Annotated in this window: 17 protein-coding genes and 1 pseudogene; 8 read left to right on the forward strand and 10 right to left on the reverse strand. The window is 63.4% G+C overall.

All coding sequences use genetic code 11. The features are described 5' to 3' along the window. Window positions 1-243 precede the first annotated feature (243 nt). Window positions 244-723, reverse strand: coding sequence for a GNAT family N-acetyltransferase (locus B2790_RS15355; protein ID WP_025339303.1), 480 nt, complete (start codon window positions 721-723; stop codon window positions 244-246). 125 nt (window positions 724-848) lie between these two features. Here B2790_RS15355 and B2790_RS15360 point away from each other — a divergent pair, with 125 nt between their 5' ends. The 5 genes from B2790_RS15360 to B2790_RS15380 all read left to right on the forward strand — a co-directional run bounded on the left by B2790_RS15360 (window position 849) and on the right by B2790_RS15380 (window position 4,885). Next, on the forward strand, window positions 849-1,478 hold the full coding sequence (locus B2790_RS15360; RefSeq protein ID WP_286919144.1) for a LysE family translocator: 630 nt from the start codon (window positions 849-851) through the stop codon (window positions 1,476-1,478). Between the two features lie 21 nt (window positions 1,479-1,499). Further along, window positions 1,500-2,372 carry an alpha/beta fold hydrolase gene (locus B2790_RS15365; protein ID WP_286919145.1) on the forward strand — a complete coding sequence of 291 codons (873 nt, stop codon included), beginning with the start codon at window positions 1,500-1,502 and terminating at the stop codon, window positions 2,370-2,372. 96 nt (window positions 2,373-2,468) lie between these two features. Continuing rightward, window positions 2,469-3,356, forward strand: a complete 888-nt coding sequence (locus B2790_RS15370) for a pirin family protein (protein ID WP_286919146.1) — start codon at window positions 2,469-2,471, stop codon at window positions 3,354-3,356. Window positions 3,357-3,510: 154 nt separating this feature from the next. Continuing rightward, window positions 3,511-4,440, forward strand: coding sequence for a DNA-3-methyladenine glycosylase family protein (locus B2790_RS15375; protein WP_286919147.1), 930 nt, complete (start codon window positions 3,511-3,513; stop codon window positions 4,438-4,440). Window positions 4,441-4,624: 184 nt separating this feature from the next. Then, a complete protein-coding gene (locus tag B2790_RS15380; RefSeq protein WP_025339297.1) occupies window positions 4,625-4,885 on the forward strand; it encodes a DUF1652 domain-containing protein in 261 nt (86 codons plus the stop codon). A gap of 19 nt (window positions 4,886-4,904) precedes the next feature. Here the strand turns inward: B2790_RS15380 and B2790_RS15385 are convergent, their stop codons facing one another. From B2790_RS15385 to B2790_RS15425, 9 genes and pseudogenes are all read right to left on the reverse strand, one after another. After that, window positions 4,905-5,519, reverse strand: coding sequence for a Yip1 family protein (locus B2790_RS15385; RefSeq protein ID WP_286919148.1), 615 nt, complete (start codon window positions 5,517-5,519; stop codon window positions 4,905-4,907). 96 nt (window positions 5,520-5,615) lie between these two features. Continuing rightward, window positions 5,616-5,903 carry a hypothetical protein gene (locus B2790_RS15390; protein WP_025339295.1) on the reverse strand — a complete coding sequence of 96 codons (288 nt, stop codon included), beginning with the start codon at window positions 5,901-5,903 and terminating at the stop codon, window positions 5,616-5,618. Between the two features lie 169 nt (window positions 5,904-6,072). Next, window positions 6,073-6,720 (reverse strand): DNA oxidative demethylase AlkB, encoded by a 648-nt coding sequence (gene alkB / locus B2790_RS15395; RefSeq protein ID WP_075046985.1) that lies wholly within the window; start codon window positions 6,718-6,720, stop codon window positions 6,073-6,075. 227 nt (window positions 6,721-6,947) lie between these two features. Beyond that, window positions 6,948-8,393, reverse strand: a complete 1,446-nt coding sequence (locus B2790_RS15400; RefSeq protein WP_286919149.1) for a curlin — start codon at window positions 8,391-8,393, stop codon at window positions 6,948-6,950. A 16-nt stretch (window positions 8,394-8,409) separates the two neighbouring features. Further along, window positions 8,410-8,883 (reverse strand): curlin, encoded by a 474-nt coding sequence (locus B2790_RS15405; protein WP_025339292.1) that lies wholly within the window; start codon window positions 8,881-8,883, stop codon window positions 8,410-8,412. A gap of 15 nt (window positions 8,884-8,898) precedes the next feature. Next, window positions 8,899-11,136: an Ig-like domain-containing protein gene (locus B2790_RS15410; RefSeq protein WP_286919150.1), complete on the reverse strand. Its 2,238-nt coding sequence runs from the start codon at window positions 11,134-11,136 to the stop codon at window positions 8,899-8,901. A 32-nt stretch (window positions 11,137-11,168) separates the two neighbouring features. After that, window positions 11,169-12,497 (reverse strand): hypothetical protein, encoded by a 1,329-nt coding sequence (locus tag B2790_RS15415; RefSeq protein WP_085615532.1) that lies wholly within the window; start codon window positions 12,495-12,497, stop codon window positions 11,169-11,171. A gap of 208 nt (window positions 12,498-12,705) precedes the next feature. Next, window positions 12,706-13,848 (reverse strand): DUF6708 domain-containing protein, encoded by a 1,143-nt coding sequence (locus B2790_RS15420; protein WP_286919151.1) that lies wholly within the window; start codon window positions 13,846-13,848, stop codon window positions 12,706-12,708. Further along, window positions 13,848-14,657: pseudogene (locus B2790_RS15425) on the reverse strand (hypothetical protein); the annotation flags it as partial. The pseudogene B2790_RS15425 and the gene B2790_RS15420, both read right to left, overlap by 1 nt. A gap of 516 nt (window positions 14,658-15,173) precedes the next feature. On the opposite strand from B2790_RS15425, the gene B2790_RS15430 reads away from it, so the two are divergent. From B2790_RS15430 to B2790_RS15440, 3 genes are read left to right on the forward strand one after another with little or no spacing between them, the layout of a single operon-like run. Further along, window positions 15,174-15,914, forward strand: a complete 741-nt coding sequence (locus B2790_RS15430) for a gluconate 2-dehydrogenase subunit 3 family protein (RefSeq protein ID WP_085615546.1) — start codon at window positions 15,174-15,176, stop codon at window positions 15,912-15,914. A 3-nt stretch (window positions 15,915-15,917) separates the two neighbouring features. Continuing rightward, the gene (locus B2790_RS15435) at window positions 15,918-17,702 is read left to right on the forward strand and encodes a GMC family oxidoreductase (protein ID WP_286919152.1); all 1,785 of its coding nucleotides are present in this window, start codon (window positions 15,918-15,920) and stop codon (window positions 17,700-17,702) included. Window positions 17,703-17,714: 12 nt separating this feature from the next. Continuing rightward, the gene (locus B2790_RS15440) at window positions 17,715-18,959 is read left to right on the forward strand and encodes a cytochrome c (protein WP_286919153.1); all 1,245 of its coding nucleotides are present in this window, start codon (window positions 17,715-17,717) and stop codon (window positions 18,957-18,959) included. Window positions 18,960-19,175 lie beyond the last annotated feature (216 nt).

Here is a 19,175-nt window from a genome sequence, read left to right on the forward strand (position 1 = left end):
GAGTTATGTGCAAAGAGAGCGGGCTTGCCGTAATGCCGGTCAGTTAACGTTTGCCGGCTTGAATGGGGCTGCTTTGCAGCCCTTCGCGGGCTTGCCCGCTCCCACAGGTTTAGCGCTAGGCTTAGAAAATATGCGGTTCCTGTGGGAGCGGGCGAGCCCGCGAAGGGCCGCAAAGCGGCCCCATTTTTGCTTGCCTGACCGGCATTAGGGCTTGCCCGCGAACCGGACGCGAAGCGCTCCCGGTCAGCCCCGGGCAAACGCCGCCAGCTTCTCCCCATCCAGCCGGTAGCGCACCCACTCATCCTGTGCTTCGGCCCCCAGCTTCTGATAGAAGCCGATCGCGGGCTCGTTCCAGTCCAGCACGCTCCATTCCAGCCTCCCGCAATCATTCGCCACCGCTTCGCGGGCAATATGCCGCAGCAATTGCCGCCCGGCACCGTCGCCGCGCTGCTCGGGCGTTATGTACAGGTCTTCCAGGTAGATGCCGTTGCGCCCGAGCCAGGTCGAGTAGCTGTAGAAATACACGGCAAAGCCGATCGCCCGGCCATCGCGCTCGCAAATCAGGCTGTGCACGGTGCTGCCCTCGCCAAAAAGGCTGCGCTCGATATCGGCAACGCTCGCAATCACCTCGTGGCGAGCGCGTTCGTACTCGGCCAGTTCGGTGATGAAGGCCAGGATCTGCTCGGCATCGGCGCGAACGGCAGGGCGAATGGTAAGGCTCATGGTGACGGCTTCCTTGGTCTGGTGGCAGCAGTACAGCGATGTGTATCTACACAATTTAGTGAAACTGTATCGGTCGCAGAGGAGGGCGACTCCGTTAGTGTGACAGCACCCATAAAAAATGTGGAATGCCTGCCATGCTTGCCTCTGCCGATCTGCTCACCGCCTTCGTGCTGTTTGCCTTCGTGTCCTCCATCACTCCTGGCCCCAACAACACCATGCTGCTGGCCTCGGGCGTCAACTTCGGTGTGCGCCGCTCCATCCCCCACGCCATGGGGATCAGCGTCGGTTTCATGGTAATGGTGCTGGCCGTTGGCCTGGGCCTGGGCGAGGTGTTCAAGGCCTGGCCGCCGCTGTACACGGTACTGCGCTACAGCGGCGCCGCCTACCTGCTTTACCTCGCCTGGAAGATCGCCACCTCCGGGCCGGTCGGCACAGCCTCGTCCAGTGCCCGCAAACCGCTGGGCTTCTGGGGGGCGGCGGCGTTCCAGTGGGTCAACCCCAAGGCCTGGGTGATGGCAGTCGGTGCAATCACCACCTACACGCCGGCGCAAGGCTATGTGACCAACGTCATTGTCATTGCTGCCTTGTTTGCCCTCGTCAACCTGCCCAGCGTGGGGGTGTGGGTGATGTTCGGCAGCGCCCTGCGCAACCTGTTGCAGAACCCGCGCTGGCTGATGCTGTTCAATGTCCTGATGGCCTTGTTGCTGGTGATTTCACTGTACCCGCTGCTGTTTGTAGAATCGGTGTTTTCCTGACCCCGCGAGTACAGCAAGCCGATGCAGTTGATTCCCTGGTCCCACGAATGCGCCGAAGGCTTCACCCTGCGTGGCTGGCGAACCCCGGCCAGTGGCAAGCCGCTGCTGCATTTCCTGCACGGCAACGGCTTCTGCTGCCTTGCCTACCAGCCATTGCTGATGCGCCTGGGCGAACATTTCGACCTGTGGCTCAGCGATGTCCAGGGCCATGGTGACAGCGACCATGGCGGGGTGTTTCGTGGCTGGAACCGCACCGCTGCGCTGGCGGTGGAGGCTTTCGCAGCCGGGCGGGGCGAGTATGGCGACGTACCGCGCTTTGCCGTCGGGCACAGCTTCGGTGGCGTGCTAACCGGCCTGATCCTGGCCAGTGAACCGCAACTGTTCACCCGTGCCGTGCTGCTTGACCCGGTACTGTTCAGCCGGCGCATGCTGGGTGTGATGGGGGTGGCAGCCCTGGTCGGCTTGCACCAGCGTCACGCCCTGGCGCGCAAGGCCGCCAGCCGCCGCAGCCACTGGCCCGACCGCGAGGCAGCCCTGGCTTCGCTGCATGGGCGGGGCATCTCCAAGGGGTGGACCGATGCGGCGCTGCGGGCCTACGTCGAGCATGCCATCGGCGACTGTGGCGAAGCGGTGGTGCTCAAGTGCCGGCCCAGCCGCGAAGTGGAAATCTTCAGTTCCTTCCCCAAGCGCATGTGGGCAAGCCTGACGGCGATCCGCACGCCCACGCGGGTGCTGTACGGCGAGCACACCTACCCCTTCGTGCCCCATTCGGTGAACCGCCTGGTGGCGCTCAACCCTCAGGTGACCGCCAGGCAGGTTGCAGGTGGGCATTGTTTCATGCAGGAAGACCCGGTCATTGCTGCCGAACAGGCGCTCGGTTTCTTGCAAGGCTGACTGTTCCATGAGTGGAACGATGAATGCCAAACAAGCCTGCTACCGCCTGATTGGCATCATTGATAAGGTTATCTCAACCAAGAGAGGAGCCTTCTCATGAAAACGATTCTGGGTATTCACCGCAGCCCCCACGCCCACTGGGTAGGTGATGGTTTCCCGGTGCGCAGCCTGTTCACCTACGACAACCTGGCCAGCAAGATCAGCCCGTTCCTGCTGCTGGACTATGCCGGCCCTCATGACTTCACCCCGACCAGTGCCCGGCGCGGCGTTGGCCAGCACCCGCACCGCGGCTTCGAGACCGTGACCATCGTTTACCAGGGCGAGCTGGAGCACCGCGACTCTACCGGCGCTGGCGGCTTGATCGGCCCCGGTGACGTGCAGTGGATGACTGCTGCCAACGGCATCATCCATGAAGAGTTCCACTCCCCAGGCTTCGCCCGCACTGGCGGTACGCTGGAGATGGTACAGCTGTGGGTCAACCTGCCGGCACGGGACAAGCGCGCAGCGGCTGGCTACCAGACGCTGCTGGCCGAGGACATCCCGGTGGTGGCGCTGGACGGCGAGGGCGGCAGCCTGCGGGTGATTGCAGGTGAGTATCGTGGGCATTCGGGGCCGGCGCGAACCTTTACCGCCATGGATGTCTGGGACATGCGCCTGAATGCCGGTGCAACCTTGCAGCTGCCGGTTGCCGCCGGCCGCAATGCGGCGCTGGTGGTGTTGCGCGGCAATGTGCGGATCAACGGCGAGCGCGAAGCCGGCCCATCCAGCCTGGTGCTGCTTGACCGCAGCGGTGAGGATGTTGCCGTCGAAGCGCTGGAAGGTGCCAGCCTGCTGCTGCTCAGCGGTGAGCCGATCGACGAGCCGATCGTGGGCTATGGCCCGTTCGTGATGAACAGCCAGGCAGAAATTGCCGAGTCGTTCGACGACTTCCATGCCGGGCGGTTCGGGCAGATGCAGGATGCACGGGACGGTGCGGCGCATTGATCCTGGTTGATTGAATGGCTTGTCCGGCCCTATCGCCGGCAAGCCAGCTCCCACAGGTACAGCGATGCTCTCGAGATTGTCGCTGTACCTGTGGGAGCTGGCTTGCCGGCGATAGGGCCGGTACAGGTATTACATTTGCTGGCATGATGCAGCCATGCCCAAGCTCACCCCCCTGCACGCCGTGCGCCGATCATTGCCCACCCCCGGCCACCACACCCTGTGGCTGCGCTACCGCGCCCCTTACCACTGGCCCTCGACCCTGGCCTTCCTCGCTGCCCGCTGCATCCCCGGCATCGAGACCTGCCTCGACGGCACCTACCGCCGTACCCTGGTAATTGCCGGCCGCCACGCCGTCTTGCACGCCACACCTTCGGGCAGCCAGTACCTGCGGGTCCGCCTTGAAGGCGTCCCGGCCCACGCGCTACCCGGCCTGACCGCCAGGCTGAGGCGAGTCTTCGACCTTGATGCCGACCCCGCGCGCATCAATGCCGAACTGTCCCGCGATCCGCTGATGGCCCGCCTGCTACAGGAGCGCCCGGGCCTGCGTGTGCCACAAGGCTGGGACGCCTGCGAGCAGGCCATGCGCACTGTGCTGGGCCAGCAGGTCAGTGTGGCCGGTGCCATGACCCTGGCCGGCCGCCTGGTGCAACGCCACGGCGTGCCCTTGCGCTGGCCCGCACCAGGCCTGAGCCACGTGTTTCCGGCGCTGCCGGTATTGGCGGCTGCGCAGTTCGAGGATATGGGCATGCCGCGGGCGCGCGCCGCCACCCTGGGCACGCTGGCCAGTGCCTTGCTGGCCGAGCCCGGGCTGCTACGCCGCGGGCAGGTGCTGGATGAACTGCTGCGCAACCTGTGCCAACTCAAGGGGATCGGCCCCTGGAGCGCGCACTACCTGGCGTTGCGCCAGGCCGGCGCGGCCGATGCCTTGCCGCTGGGCGACGTGGCGCTGGTCAAGGCGTTGCGCCTGCTCGAAGGCGACGACGCCCAACTGGCGCAACGAGCTTTGGCCTGGCGACCGTGGCGAGCCTATGCGGCGCAGCATCTGTGGGCATCGCTGGGGCCTGCCGGCACCGCTCGTCGCTAAGTCTGCCATCGCGTTCGAACACTCGAACTGCGCAGGCAATCTTCCACTAAGGTGCTAGAGGATTCCCCGCATGATCATTGCCCAGGCGCATGGACGCCTGCTCCGGCATGCGCAATATCAATTGGCGCCTCGCCCGACAAAGGCGTACTCACACAACAGGCCATCCCAAAGAGAGGGTCGTACCATGTCGTTGATAGGAGTTTCGATGCTAGAAATGCGGCAGATGATCGAGCAGGCCTGCCTGCCCGACCGTTGCGAAGTCAGCTGCACGGACGGCGCCAACCTGACCATCCGCCTGGGTCAGGGCCAGAGTCTCGACGAGGGCGTGACCCTGAGCGGGGTCCCCCTGCATAGCCTCAACAGTTGCCGCGACCTGGTCAACCTGGTGGGGCAGCTGCACGCGTTGCGTGACAGCCACCCGGCGCCACTCAAGGCGATTGCCTGAGGCGCCTGCCGCGCCCCGGTCAGCCCAGGCTGGCCGGGCGCACATATTCCGGCATCAGGCCGTTGAACCAGAACAGGATCATCGCCACCAGGATGGTCACCAGCAGCAGCAACCCCACTCCCCACACGCAGGTCGCGAACAGCATGGCCTGTTCCTTCTTCAGGCGCAGGAAGGTCTGCAACCCGCCATACAGCAACACACTGGCGTAGGCCGAGGCTGCCAGCAGCGCCGCCAGCGCCAGCCAGCGGATCGGCAGCAGGCCGACCACTCCGGCAAAGAACCATGGCGTGGCGCAGTAGGCGGCAAAGCCGATGCACTGGTTGAGGCTGGGCTGCGCATCGAAACCGCGCGACATCCAGCGGATCATCGTGCCCATCAACATCACCCCGACGACCGTGGTGGCATAGAGCAGGCCAGCCAGTTGCGCAGCGCTGGCCATGCTCAGGCGCACCCGCTCCTCGGCCGCCAGGCTCCAGCCGAAGGTGGTGGTGCCGACGAACAGGCACACCGCGGGGATCAATGCCAAGGCCAGCAGGCGCGGCAGATATTGCTGCGGGTGGTCTTCCTCGGCCTGGCGAATATCCAGCCAGGCGTCGGCGGGGTGAGTGAAGAGCTTGAGCAACGGACTGTTCATTGGCGTTCTCCGCGTTCTCCGGCGGGCGTGGGCCCTTTTGCTATGGAGATGTGACGCGCCCCGTGGGTTCAGCCGGGTTGATCGCCGTTGATCGTCTTACAGCAGTTCCAGCAGCAGGTTCAGGCCGCCATCACCGCACTTGCCCTGGTCGCGGACCACACCGTGGTAGCTGCGCCCGTCCCAGACGAAGGCCACGCTGTGGGCACGGTCGACCTTGTCGGGCAGCGGCGGGCAGATGTGCAGGCGCAGGCCCGGGCGGCCTTGCAGGTTGAGGGCGGCGAGTTGGCACTGGCATTCCACGCTTTGTGCCACCGGGCCGAACAGGGTGTCGCGTACGTAATCGAGTTGCAGTGAGGCGTTGGGCGCGCGGCAGGGCATTTTCATGGGCGCGCGGCTCCGCTGTGAGGGGTTGGGGAACAGGGCTGGCAGGGCATGGCGGGCTCCAGGCTGAAGAGGGCATGGCATATCGTTTGAAGCTTGCCTGGCCAAGATGTTCAACGTGTTTCATGCGCGTTCATCCTGTTTGCGCCGGGTGGCGGGCCGTTGGTCCGATTCAGCCACCGGCCTTGCGCAAGGTCAGGTTGATCCGCCGTTCACCCAGGCGCGGATGCACGCCGGGCTTGATCGGGAGCACGCCGTGAAAGCGCAAGCGGTCCTCGCCGCCCCAGACCAGCACATCGCCATGGCTCAGTGGGATGCGCTGGGTCTTGTCGGCGCGCTGCAGGCCACCGAACAGGAACACCGCCGGCAAGCCCAGCGACACCGACACGATCGGCTGGCCGAAGTCCTGCTCGTCGCGGTCCTGGTGCAGGCTCAGGCGGGTGCCCGGCAGGTAATGGTTGACCAGGCAGGCATCCGGCACGAAGCCGTCGAACCCGGCCATGGCTGCGGCGCGGTTGGCCAGTTCGAGCAACACGGGGGGCAGGGCGGGCCAAGGTTTGCCGCTGAGCGGGTCGCAGGGGCTGTAGCGGTAGCCGTGTTCGTCACTGACCCAACCCAGCGTGCCGCAGTTGGTCAACCCTACCGCCATGCGCAGGCCGCCCGGGGTGTGCATGTGCCGGAACGGCGCGGCACGCAGCACCGGGCGCAGGGCATCGAGCAGAGGCTCGATCTCGGCCAGGGCGAAGCCGGGCAGCAGCACGGTGTGGCTGGCCAGGCGTTGCGGCTGGGGGCCGAACAGGTCGAGGTCGGACTGGATCATGGGTCAGGCATCGGTTGGGGTGTGGACCATTGTAATGCGCTTGGCAGGCTTGGCCTATTCGCGGGCATGCCCGCTCCCACAGGGTTGATGCAGGCTTTGACGGCAGTGGAGTACCTGTGGGAGCGGGCGTGCCCGCGAACTAGTTGGCAAAAAAAGAAGTTCTGACAGGAATAAAAAGGAACCGCGGCACCAGGGAGAGGAGCACCGCGGTTCAAGGGGGGAGCGATCTACTGCTGGGTCACGGTGGCCACGTTCGCGCTGCCCAGCTGGCTGATGGTCGCGGTCTGGGTGACACCGCTCTGGTCGACGTACGCCTTGTTGCCCTGGCCTCCCTGGGTCACGTAGGCGACGTTGTAACTGTCAACCTGCTTGATGGTGGCTTCGTTGCCGCCACCGTACAGCTGATTGGTGTAGCTCTGGTTGCTGTAGCCGGACTGGTCCAGGTTGATGACGTTGCCGTTGCCCTGGCTGTTGCCGTAGGCATAGTTTTCGGTGCCACGCTGGTCGGCGATCAGGATGTTGTCAGTGCCGTTCTGTTCGAAGTACAGCTCGTTGTTCATGTCGGCCTGCTTGGTCTCCATCTGGTTGCCGGTGCCTTTCTGGGTCAGCGTGGCCAGCTGGTTGTCACCGTTCTGGGTCAGGTTGGCGCCGTTGCCATTGCCGTTCTGGTTGATGGTGGCGTTCTGGTTGGTACCGAACTGGCCGCCCATCTTGGCGCCTTTCCAGTTGCTGGCAGTGACGCTGTTGCCATTGCCCTTGGTGTTGGTGGTCAGGTTGAGGTTTTCACCGTTCTGGTAGGTGAAATGCAGGTTGTTGCTACCGGTCTGGGTGATGGTGGTGGTCGAGTTGTTGGTCTCGAACTGGTCCGACCAGCTGGCGTTGGCCGTGCCCTGTTGCGACAGGCTGACCTTGTTGTTCATGCCGAAGCTCTGGTCGATATAGCCTTCGTTCAGCTGGCCGGACTGGGTTACCGATGCCTGGCTGGCAGTCTGGTTGTCCTGCCACACTTCCACCGAGTTGCCGCCACCGTACTGGCCTATGCCGATGGTGCCGCCGGTGCCGTCGCGCTGGTCGCCATACGCCCAGTTGCCTTTGCCATCCTGGTAGACCTGGATATCGCCATCGACGTAGCTCAGGTGCTCGGCGGCGGCGTAGTTGTCCTGGCCGGTCTGGTTGATGCTGCTGCTGTTGTTGCTGCCACCAAAGGTCTGCTCGATGAAGGCCTCGTTGCGCTGGCCGGATTGCCAGGTGGTGGCCTTGCTGCCTTCCTGGCTGTCCTGCCACACGGTCGAGGTGTTTTCGGCGCCTTGCTGGGTTTGCAGCGACTGGTTGCCCAGGCCCAGCGACTGGCTGACGAAGGCATCGTTGTAGCTGCCGCTGGCGTGCTGGGTGACCTGGCTGCCGTTCTCGAACAGTTGGTCGGCGTAGCCGGCGTTGTACTGGCCGCTGGCACTCTGCTGGATATCGCTGGTGCTCTCGGATTGCACCGCCAGGTGGTTGTTGCCCTTGCCGGTCTGGGTCTGGGTGGCCGAAGCGAATGGCGCCAGGGACTGGCTGACTTCGGCGATGTTTTCCTTGCCGTCCTGGGTCTGGGACGAGGTGCTGTCAGCAGCCATGGCCTGACCTGCAAGGGCCAGGACGATAGCGGCACTTAACGGAGCGAGCTTGTACATGGGGGTGCCTCCAGGTCTATCGGTATTGGGTGATCTGAACGTGCTGGCCATTGCCGGCCTGAGTCACGGAGCTGTTGAGGCCAGTGCCGGACTGCACGATGCTGGCGCTGTTGTCGTTGCCGATCTGCTCGATGGCCGCGCTGTTGCTGCTGCCGCTCTGGCGGATCGACGCGCTGTTGCCATTTCCCTGTTGGCTGATAATGGCCATGAGGTCACTACCTTCCTGCAAGATGTACGCTTCCTGCGCGCCTCCGGCCTGGACGATGCGGCCCAGCAGGGCCTGGCCGTTCTGGTCGAGGGCGGCGCGGTTGCCCGCGCCTTGCTGCTCGATCACCGCAGCCTGGCCGGCGCCGGCCGGCAGCAGGCGGATGATCACCGGGTCGCCGAGGTCGTTGCCGGGCGCGAGGTCGGCATTGTCCAGCAGGTCGTCGGCCCAGCAGGCCTGGCCCACCAGGGCCAGGCCGAGCAGCAGGGGGTACAGGCGTTTCATTGCAACCTCCGGCCTTTACTGCACGGTTACGTTGACGGTGCGTGTGGTGCCCTGGCTGGTGGTGATCGTCGCCGTCGGTGCCGCAGTCGGGATGATCGTGGTGCTATTGCTCACCGCCAGGCGCCAGCGGCCGGTCAGCGCTACCGTGGCGGTGCCAAGGGTTTGCACGCCGGTAGTGGTGGTAACCCGCACGGTGACGGTGTTGCCGGTGGTGACCGACGAGGTACCGCTGAGGTCCCAGTTGTAACGGTTGTTGGAGCGTGCCGTGACCGTGGCAGCCGTGACCGTGAAGGTTTCGGCGGCGGGCCGTGGCGACACGTTGACGGTGACGGTGGTGGGGTTGGACAGCGCCCCCAGCGAGTCACGCGCCTGGTAGGTGAAGGTGGTGGTGAAGGCGGTGGTCACCGTGGCCGGTGGGGTGTAGGTCACCGTGGTGCCGTCGGTGCTGACCGTGCCCCGACCGGTAGCCGGCTGGGTGAGGGAGGTAGCGGGGACAGTCAGCGGCACGTTGCCTTCCGGATCGGTGTCGTTGGCCAGCACGTTGATGGTCAATGGCACGCCCAGGGTGGCGACGGTTTCCGGGTTGGCGGTTGGTGCCCGGTTGGGCGCGACGTTGATGGTGACAGTAGCCGGTTCCGACTTCAGGCCCTTGGCGTCCACCGCCCGGTAGCTGAAGGTGGCCACCACGGGTTGCGTGGCCCCGGCTGGCGGGGTGTAGGTGACCGAGGTGGTGCCGTTCATCACCACGCCGCCAAGGCCGGTACCGGGCTGGGTCAGGTCGCTGATGGTCAGCGGTACGTTGCCGTCCGGGTCGCTGTCGTTCTGCAGCAGGTTGAGGGTGATCGGGATACCGACGCTGGTGCTGCCGATATCAGCCTGGGCCAGCGGTGGCTGGTTGGCCGCCTCGACCGGTGCGTTGCCGACCACGACCACCGGTTCGACATCGCTGCCGCCACGTGCCGACTTGACCGTGATGGTGGCCGGCGGCTGCGGTACGTCGTTGACGGTCAGGCTCTGCAGCGTGCCTGCCTTGGACAGGCGACCGTAGCCCTGGGCGAGCAGGTCGGGGATCGCCACCTCATCACTGGAACTGGCCTCGATCAGCAGGCGCTTGTTGGCCCAGTCGTAGCGTGCGGTGCTGACCTTGACCACGTCGGTGAGCTTGCTCGACAGCGCGGTCGGCTGGGTGCCGCCGGCGCTGTTGCTGGCGGTGACCACCACCACTGCAGGCGGTGCTTCCTGGCCGAACTGCTGGTGGAAGAACAGCCCGTTGTTGTCGGCGGTGAGGGTGTACTGGCACGGCGAAGGCGGGGTGCCGACCAGGGCGATGCCATTGCGCATGCACAGGCTGGCTGCGCTGGGCGCCTTGGCGAACACTTCCGTGCGGGTGCCGGTGGCATTGCGCGAGTAGGTGGCGCGTTCCAGGCTGACCGGGGTCTGGGCACGCTGGTCCAGTACCTTGCCTGAAACAGTGAAGGTGTTGGTCTGGATGGTGCCAGCGGGGCCTTGAATGCGCACGAAGTTGGTATTGAAGGGGCTGCCGGTCACCGCTTCGGTGATATTGGGGTCGCCGATGTAGGTTTCGATGGCGCCGGTATCGGGGTTGACCGCGGTGTAAGGCCCGCCAACACCCTTCAGCCAAGGGCCGATCGCCCCCGCCAGCGCTCCCCGGAAGTTGCCAGGAGCACCAATGCCTATGTCCCGGGTGATGTTGATCGCCCGGCGCCCAGCCGTGGTGACGTTGACCGTCTCCACCCCGTAAGGGTGGGTGATGGTGTAGGTACCGGTACTTGGGACCGAAGCGCGGATACGGATGCGGGCGAAGCTCTGCTGGTCACCATCGACCGGGTTTTCAGCGGCGAAGGCTGCCTCCACCCCGGCTACATAGACCTCCAGCTCGTAGCCGCTGTTGCCGACCTGCGGAATGGCGGTTTCAGCCAGGAACCAGAACATCTCTGGCGGCCAGTTGCCCGGGAACACCAGCGGCAGGGCATCGTCATAGATGCCGGGCTCGGGCAACAAGGTACACATGTAGGCGGGAGCCCCTGGCGCGCCGGGTGCTCGCGTACTGGTGGCACGGGACTGGCACAGCTCCAGGGACTGGTCGAGGCTGTCCTTGTACCACATCGGATAGCCACCGGTGGCGAAGGTGTAGGGCCCCGGGTCGACATCGGACAGCGCGGCAAACGCGGCGCTGGTAACGGTAAGAGAAAAACCGGCGGCCAACAGCGCACGGCGCGACCAAGTGTTCATGCTGCCTCCTTGAAGGCTGAGCCTTTGTCTGTTCATGGCACCAGCACCACGTCTTCGGTGTCGCTACCGCCATTGGCACTGGTGACCTGCACCTTGGCCGGCGGGATCGGCGACAGGCTGGTGCTCAGCGTCTTCACGGCGCCAGTTCCGCTCAGGTTGCCGATCAGCGCGCCGTTGCCGGTATGTGCGGTGAGCACTGGCGGCGTGGTTTCGTCGCTGGTGCTGGCCACCAGGGTCAGCTCGCCGGTGGACAGGCGGTACTGGGCCTGGGTGATGGTGACCAGGTCGGTCAGCGGCACGTTGGCGGTGGTCAGGCTGCTGGTGGGGATCGCCACGCTGTTGTCGGCGGTCAGCGTCAGGATCGTCCCGGCGGCCGGGTCGAGCACCGACTGGGCGTACCAGGCGCCGGTACCGTTGGCCTCGGTGAGGTTCAGGTTGGGTGTCTGGCTGGTCAGGGTGACGCTGGCCGGTGGCGGCGGGGCCATCACGAAGATGTCCTGCTGGGCGCGCAGGTCGCCGTTCTCGGTATGCCGCGAGTAGGTAGTGCGTTGCGGCATCAGCGGGGTTGGCAGGGCCACTGCGGAAAGCTTGCCCGAAACCGCGAACAGCTCGGTGCGCAGGTCGATGCCGCCGGGGCCTTCGATGCGCACGTAATTGGTGTTGAACGGGCTGCCGGTCACCCGTTCTTCCAGGTTCGGGTCGCCGATGAAACGCTCGCTGCCTTCGGTGTAGGGGCCGTTGACACTGCGCAGGAACGGCCCGACATCGCCTTTCAGGGCACCGGTGAAATCACCTGCGCCGGCAATGCCGATGTCGCGGGTCATGTTGATCGCCCGGCGCCCGGGCGCAGGTACGTCGAACACTTCGACGCCGTAGGGGTGAGTGACCACGTAGGTGCCGGCGGTTGGCACGTCGACCCGGATACGCACCCGGGCGAAGCTGACCTGGTCGCCGTCGACCGGTTCTTCGGCGGCGAATGCCGCTTCGATCGCGGTGCCGTAGCTGAGATCGATGCCGCGAGTGGCGTCGACGATGGCGGCGTCGGCGGTGAACCAGAACGCCTCGTCAGGGAAGTTGGTGGGGAAGACGATAGGTTGGGTATCGTCGAACACGCCGGGGGTAGGCAGCAGCGTGCACATGTACGACGGTGCGCCAGGCGCGCCAGGCACCCGCGAGCTGACCGCCTTGGTCAGGCACAGGTCGAGGGTACGACCGTGGCTGTCCTGGTACCAGGCGGGGAAGCCGCCGTTGGCGGGCACATAGGCGCCTGGATCGACAGCGTTCAAGGCAGCCTGCGCCGGGAGCTGGAGCATGCCGGCGAAAATCGCCACTGCCAGCGGGTGGGGTATCGGTCGGTGCATGAGTCATTTCCTCCTGCAAACGGGCCCATGGACTTGGGGCGTCTGGCAGGAGATCGGCAATAGGCGTGCCAAACCGGAAAAAATGCGCTGCAGCCCTTGCAGGGCAAGGGATCCAGTTCCTTTTCAACGGTATTGGTAGGCGTGTGTCGTTGGGCACCGTGCCCCAAGGTTGGGGAGTGGGGCAGGTGGTACCGACCCATTCGTAGCATCAGCTCCTCGGTCGCTGCACCTTCGATCTCGAAGTACTTAATTTGCGTGGCTTTTTCTCTGGACGCTTGCCGGGTTTGAGATGCCAGCGATCGGCATTAGCGAGCAGGCGCTCCTGGATCTCAGGTGGGTAGTCGCTCAGCGTTGTCACCGCTGGAACGGGCTTACCGGGCATGCCAGCTTCGCGGATCACTTTCGGCCAGCGCGGTCGCCAGCACAACAGCAGGCTCAGCCAATGGCCGGTGCCGATGATGACGAAGGCGGGACAGACCAAGAGCAGGACGACTTTGAACAGCCAGCTGCTTTTCCGGAAGAAACGACCCAATCCTTCGAACTGGGCACTGAATGCCTGGACGGGCGAGGGGAGTTGGGTGCTCAGGCGGGGACGGGGGACGGCCTGTGGGCCATCTTCCATATAGCGGCGAATGAATTCCCACTCGTCCCGAAGTTCACTACCGCCTTGGCCTTGCTTGCCGAGTAGGGCCATTTCCATGTGAGGGAGGCCGGTGCGGTTGGGGTGCCAGACTAGGCACAGCCTCATGCCCGCGCTGAGGGAGTCGTCTTCGGGGTTGAGGCCTGTGCTTCCGGTTGTTCTCCAGGGGAATGTTGCTATACCGCCGCAGCAGCTTGGTCTATGGAGGTGAACCTGCTGGGTTTTTCGATTGAAGCGAATGAGCAAGTGGCGACTGGTAAGCATTTCCAGTCGCGTAAAACGAAATCCATATTTGGCATAAAAATAATAAACGGCTCCGCCTAGCGATAGCATGTATGTGCTGAATAGGACCGAGAACACGGAAAAGAAGTCGGGTTGAGTTATGTTGGTGTAGATGGAGCTCAATGTTATACTCAGCCATGCGTAAGTCATCGGAACTAAACTGCCAAGCGTCATTATAGTGATGATTCCGCGTTTTTCCTCTGATCCGCCACAGCGCATTTCCATATAGGTATCGTTAAAAGAAAATATCGGGCCGCGTGCATTGGGGTTTTCGCTGACACTGTTGAAGTGTATGTGTTTGCTCATGTCATTTTCATTGAAATCCTTGTCAGCGCGCTTTTCAATCAAGCTTCTCTGCGCGTCAAATACCTTGCGCTTCGCTTTTGACTCAATTGCCATCTCCCACAGCCCCCGCTCGATAAGATACATCAAAGGACCTCGCTGAAAGCTGAGTGCAGGGCTGCTAACTCTTCTAGTTCATCGTAAGGTTTAGGGCTTTTATCCAAACGATAGCTGCTTCGCTTGCACCACTTTTCCAGCGCATCGTCCTCAAGCAAGAAAATAATGGCAGTGAGGATCAGACCTACCCAAAACGCTCCTAAAATTAATTTGGTTAACAGCAAGCGAGCCGCCTGCGTACCCAGTCTGGTAGCCAGGCTGCCTAATGATCGCCCTACAAGACGTATGAGTTTGCTCTGGTTATTGATCGTGAGACGATCGAAGAGGGGTTTAGCTATTCCTATGGCCGTTCCCAATTCTCCGACAGATAAAGCGAGCGTAGCCAGTGCGCGCGTAAAATAGGCCCCACTCAATGCCCAGGATTTCGTTGAGGCACTATGTTGAGTGTGATTTTTTACCCCATCGGCGAAGTCCCACCAAGCTAGTACGAACCCCCCCATCCCCGCTAATCCGGCGCCCCAGAGTTTCAACCTCCCCAAGGTCGCAACTGCACCTCTACCGGTCACGCTATTTGCGCCGTAACGCGTCACCACCTGCTCCACATAGCTGGCCCCGATCTCGAAACCCGCCGCAGCCGTGGTCATGGCGGCCGCAATGAGTTCGGTCTTAATCCGTACATCACTGTCGGGCAGTTCGCGGGCCTTGAACGCCATCAGCATCCCTTCCAGCAGGCATACAAGACCGGAGACACGTACTTTGTAGAAGTCGCTCTTATGGGCTTGCATCAATCCTTCGGCCCAGGCCTAGTCCAAGTAACGTCCTGCCTGGCCAGATCCTTGGCTTGCCCAGATCCAGTGCTGGAGCGAGGTAGCGGGTTCCCTTGGATATCCTCCAGCAGGACCGGCTTTTTCTTCCTGTGTAGTGTTTTCACAGTTACATCGGGCTCATCGGACATCCTTAATCCTCGTTTGTCGGCGCGCCATCGCTGCATGGTGGCATGGAGTATCCACGCGGCTAGTCGCAGGCATTTGGCTGAAGCCCGAACGTAAACCAGGAATCAATCTATCTGGAATCCCGAAACGTCCGATGCGATCGTAGGAAGATTCTTCTTTTGTGCATTTCAGAATCTGAAGATGCAGCTCAAAGCGTCCTTAGTGTGAAAAATACCCTTGGCTGGATGCATAGGCTTAGGAGCATCTTTCATGGCAGGCAAGCGCGGCATGAAACCGGTTTCAAAAAAATTCTGAACGCGCTAGATTATCCGGCTGTTTTTTTGATGGCCTATCAAGACCACCCCCCATATTGAAAATCAGATGCCGCTTTTCAAGGCCGCACACAGCCGATGAGGATTCGCAATGCCTGACCATGCCCCAGACAACCCGCGCAGGGACTTTCTGCGCAAGACCTTGACCTTGATCCCTGTGGTCACCGTGGCCAGCACGGGGCTTGGCGTGGGTGCCAGTCAGCTGCTTGCGGCCCCGCAACACGAGCCCAAAGTGCCGGCCACGCCGCCAGCGGGCGACTACCAGCCGACGTTCTTCACTGCCGAGGAGTGGGCCTTCGTGCAGGCGGCCGTCTCGCGCATCATCCCGGCCGACGAGCTTGGCCCCGGTGCACTTGAAGCAGGCGCTGCCGAGTTCATCGACCGGCAGATGAACACCCCCTACGCAACCGGCGCGCAGTGGTACATGCAGGGCCCGTTCAAGGCCGACGCCGCGCCCGAACTGGGTTACCAGCTGCAACTCAGCCCGCAACAGATCTACCGCCTGGGCATCGCCGCCGTGGACGGCTGGTGCAAGGCCAATTCCGGGCAAGTTTTTGCTGCGCAAGATAGCGCTACCCGGGACCACGTTCTCAGCAAGGTCGAGGCTGGAGAGCTGGTTTTCGACACCGTGCCGGCCAAGGTGTTCTTCAGCTTGCTGGTGCAGAACACCCGTGAAGGGTTCTTCTGCGACCCGATCCATGGCGGCAACAAAGGCATGGTCGGCTGGACCCAGATCGGCTTCCCCGGCGCCCGCGCCGATTTCATGGATTGGGTCGAGCGCAACGAGCCTTACCCGTTCCCGGCTGTTTCGATCCGTGGCGAGAGGGCCTGAGGCATGGCGACCGTAATGAAGAAAGTGGACGCGGTAATCGTGGGCTTCGGCTGGGCCGGTGCGATCATGGCCAAGGAACTGACCGAGGCCGGGCTGCAGGTGGTGGCCCTGGAGCGTGGGCCGATGCAGGACACCTACCCGGAAGGCAGCTACCCGCAGGTCATCGACGAGCTGACCTACAGCGTGCGCAAGAAGCTGTTCGTCGATGTGTCGAAAGAGACCGTCACCATCCGCCATGGCATGAACGATGTGGCACTGCCCAATCGCCAGCTCGGTGCCTTCCTGCCGGGCAAAGGTGTAGGTGGCGCAGGCCTGCACTGGTCTGGCGTGCACTTCCGGGTGGACCCGATGGAGCTGCGCATGCGCAGCCACTACGAAGAACGCTACGGGCGCAAGTTCATCCCCGAAGACATGACTATCCAGGACTTCGGGGTCAGCTACGAGGAACTGGAACCGCACTTCGACTTTGCCGAAAAGGTATTCGGTACCTCTGGCCAGGCCTGGACCGTCAACGGCCAGGTCGTTGGCGAAGGGAAGGGCGGCAACCCCTATGCGCCGGACCGTTCCAGCCCGTTCCCGTTGCCTTCGCAGAAAAACGTGGTGTCGGCCAGGCTGTTCGAAAAGGCAGCGGCCAGCCTGGGCTACAAGCCCTACAACCTGCCGTCTGCCAACACCTCCGGCTCGTACACCAACCCGTACGGGGCGCAGATGGGGCCGTGCAACTTCTGCGGTTTCTGCAGCGGCTACGTGTGCTACATGTACTCCAAGGCCTCGCCCAACGTGAACATCCTGCCGGCGCTGCGCCAGGTGCCGAACTTCGAACTGCGGCCCAACGCCCATGTGCTGCGGGTGAACCTGGACGACAGCAAGCGCAAGGCCACCGGGGTGACCTACATCGACGCCCAGGGGCGCGAAGTGGAGCAGCCGGCGGACCTGGTGATCCTGGCGGCGTTCCAGTTCAACAACGTGCGCCTGATGCTGCTGTCCGGCATCGGCAAACCGTACGACCCCATCAAGAACGAAGGCGTGGTCGGGCGTAACTTCGCCTACCAGAACATGGGCACGGTCAAGGCTTTCTTCGACAAGGACACCTACACCAACAACTTCATCGGTGCCGGTGGCAACGGCATTGCCATCGATGACTTCAACGCCGACAACTTCGACCATGGCCCGCACGGCTTCGTCGGTGGCTCGCCGATGTGGGTGAACCAGGCCGGCACACGGCCGATTGCCGGCGGCGCCACCCCGCCTGGCACACCGGCCTGGGGCAGCGCCTGGAAGAGGGCCACCGCCGATTACTACACCCACCAGGTGTCGATGGACGCCCACGGCGCCCACCAGTCCTACCGTGGCAATTACCTGGACCTCGATCCGACCTACCGCGACGCCTACGGCCAGCCGCTGCTGCGCATGACCTTCGACTGGCAGGAAAACGACATCAGGATGAACCAGTTCATGGTCGACAAGCTGAGCAAGATCGCCCAGGCGATGAACCCCAAGACCATTGCCGTGCTGGGCAAGAAGGTCAAGGACCACTTCAACACCGCCAGCTACCAGACCACCCACCTGAACGGCGGCGCGATCATGGGCACCGACCCGAAAACCAGTGCGTTGAACCGCTACCTGCAAAGCTGGGACGTGCACAACGTGTTCGTTCCGGGGGCTTCGGCGTTCCCCCAGGGGCTGGGCTACAACCCGACCGGGCTGGTGGCTGCGCTTACCTACTGGTCGGCCCGCGCCATCCGCGAGCAGTACCTGAAAAACCCTGGCCCGCTGGTCCAGGCTTGAGGAGCGATGCGCATGAAGACAATGTTGATCGCAACCCTGCTGGGTGCCAGCGTGGCTGCACAGGCTGCGCCGAATGACGATGCGCAGGTGCGCCAGGGCGAGTACCTGGCCCGCGCCGGCGACTGTGTCGCCTGCCATACCGCCAAGGGCGGCAAGCCGTTCGCCGGTGGGCTGCCGATGGAGACACCGATCGGCACGGTGTACTCCACCAACATCACCCCGGCGGCCAGTGGTATCGGCCAGTACAGCTTCGAAGACTTCGACCAGGCGGTGCGCAAGGGCATCGGCAAGGACGGCAGCACCCTGTATCCGGCCATGCCATACCCGTCCTATGCGCGCGTCAGCGAGCAGGACATGCAGGCGCTGTATGCCTACTTCATGAAGGGCGTGGAGCCGGTCGAGCAGCCGAACAAGGCCACCGACATCCCCTGGCCGCTGAGCATGCGCTGGCCGCTGGCGGTCTGGCGCGGGTTGTTCGCGCCGGAGGCCAAGCCCTGGCAGGCATCGGCGGCGGCCGACCCGGTGGTCAACCGCGGTGCCTACCTGGTCGAGGGTCTGGGGCACTGTGGCGCGTGCCATACACCGCGGGCGCTGACCATGCAGGAAAAAGCACTGAGCCCACAGGATGGCGAGCAGTTCCTGGCTGGCAGTGCACCGCTGGAAGGCTGGATTGCCAAGAACCTGCGTGGCGACCACAAGGACGGCCTGGGTAGCTGGAGCGAAGAGCAGCTGGTGCAGTTTCTCAAGACTGGCCGTAGCGACCGCAGCGCCGTGTTCGGTGGCATGAGCGACGTGGTCGAGCACAGCATGCAACACATGAGCGACGCCGACCTGACCGCTATCGCCCGCTACCTGAAGACGCTGCCGCCGAGCAACCCTGACGACCAGCCGCACGTGTACGACAAACAGGTGGCGGATGCGCTGTGGAAGGGCGACGACACCAAGCCCGGGGCGGCGGTGTACATCGACAACTGCGCGGCCTGCCACCGTACCGATGGCCAGGGCTATACCCGCGTGTTCCCGGCCCTGGCCGGCAACCCGGTGGTGCAGACGGCAGATGCCACATCGCTGATCCACGTGGTCTTGGCGGGGGGCACAGTGCCGGCGACGCACGCGGCACCGTCGAACTTCACCATGCCGGCGTTCGGTTGGCGCCTGAGTGACCAGGAGGTTGCCGAGGTGGTGAACTTTATTCGCACCAGTTGGGGTAACCAAGGGGATGCCGTCACCGCCGGTGACGTGAAAGCCCTTCGCTAACACCCAATCCTGGGCGCTGGGACTTGATCTTGTGGGAGCGGGCGTGCCCGCGAAGCAGGCGACGCGGTGGATGGCANNCGGGCCCGCCCGCTCCCACAAACGTTGTATAGTCTTATATATCAATTTATTACCCGATATTCTTCATGCTGTCTGACATATTCTTGCAATGGAATCGACCAACGGCATGTTGACGAACGCGTGCGATTTTGCTGTATT

Origin of the sequence: Pseudomonas sp. UBA6753 (assembly GCF_002453565.1) — a bacterium.
In the GTDB taxonomy this organism is placed as follows: Bacteria; Pseudomonadota; Gammaproteobacteria; order Pseudomonadales; family Pseudomonadaceae; genus Aquipseudomonas; species Aquipseudomonas putida_Z.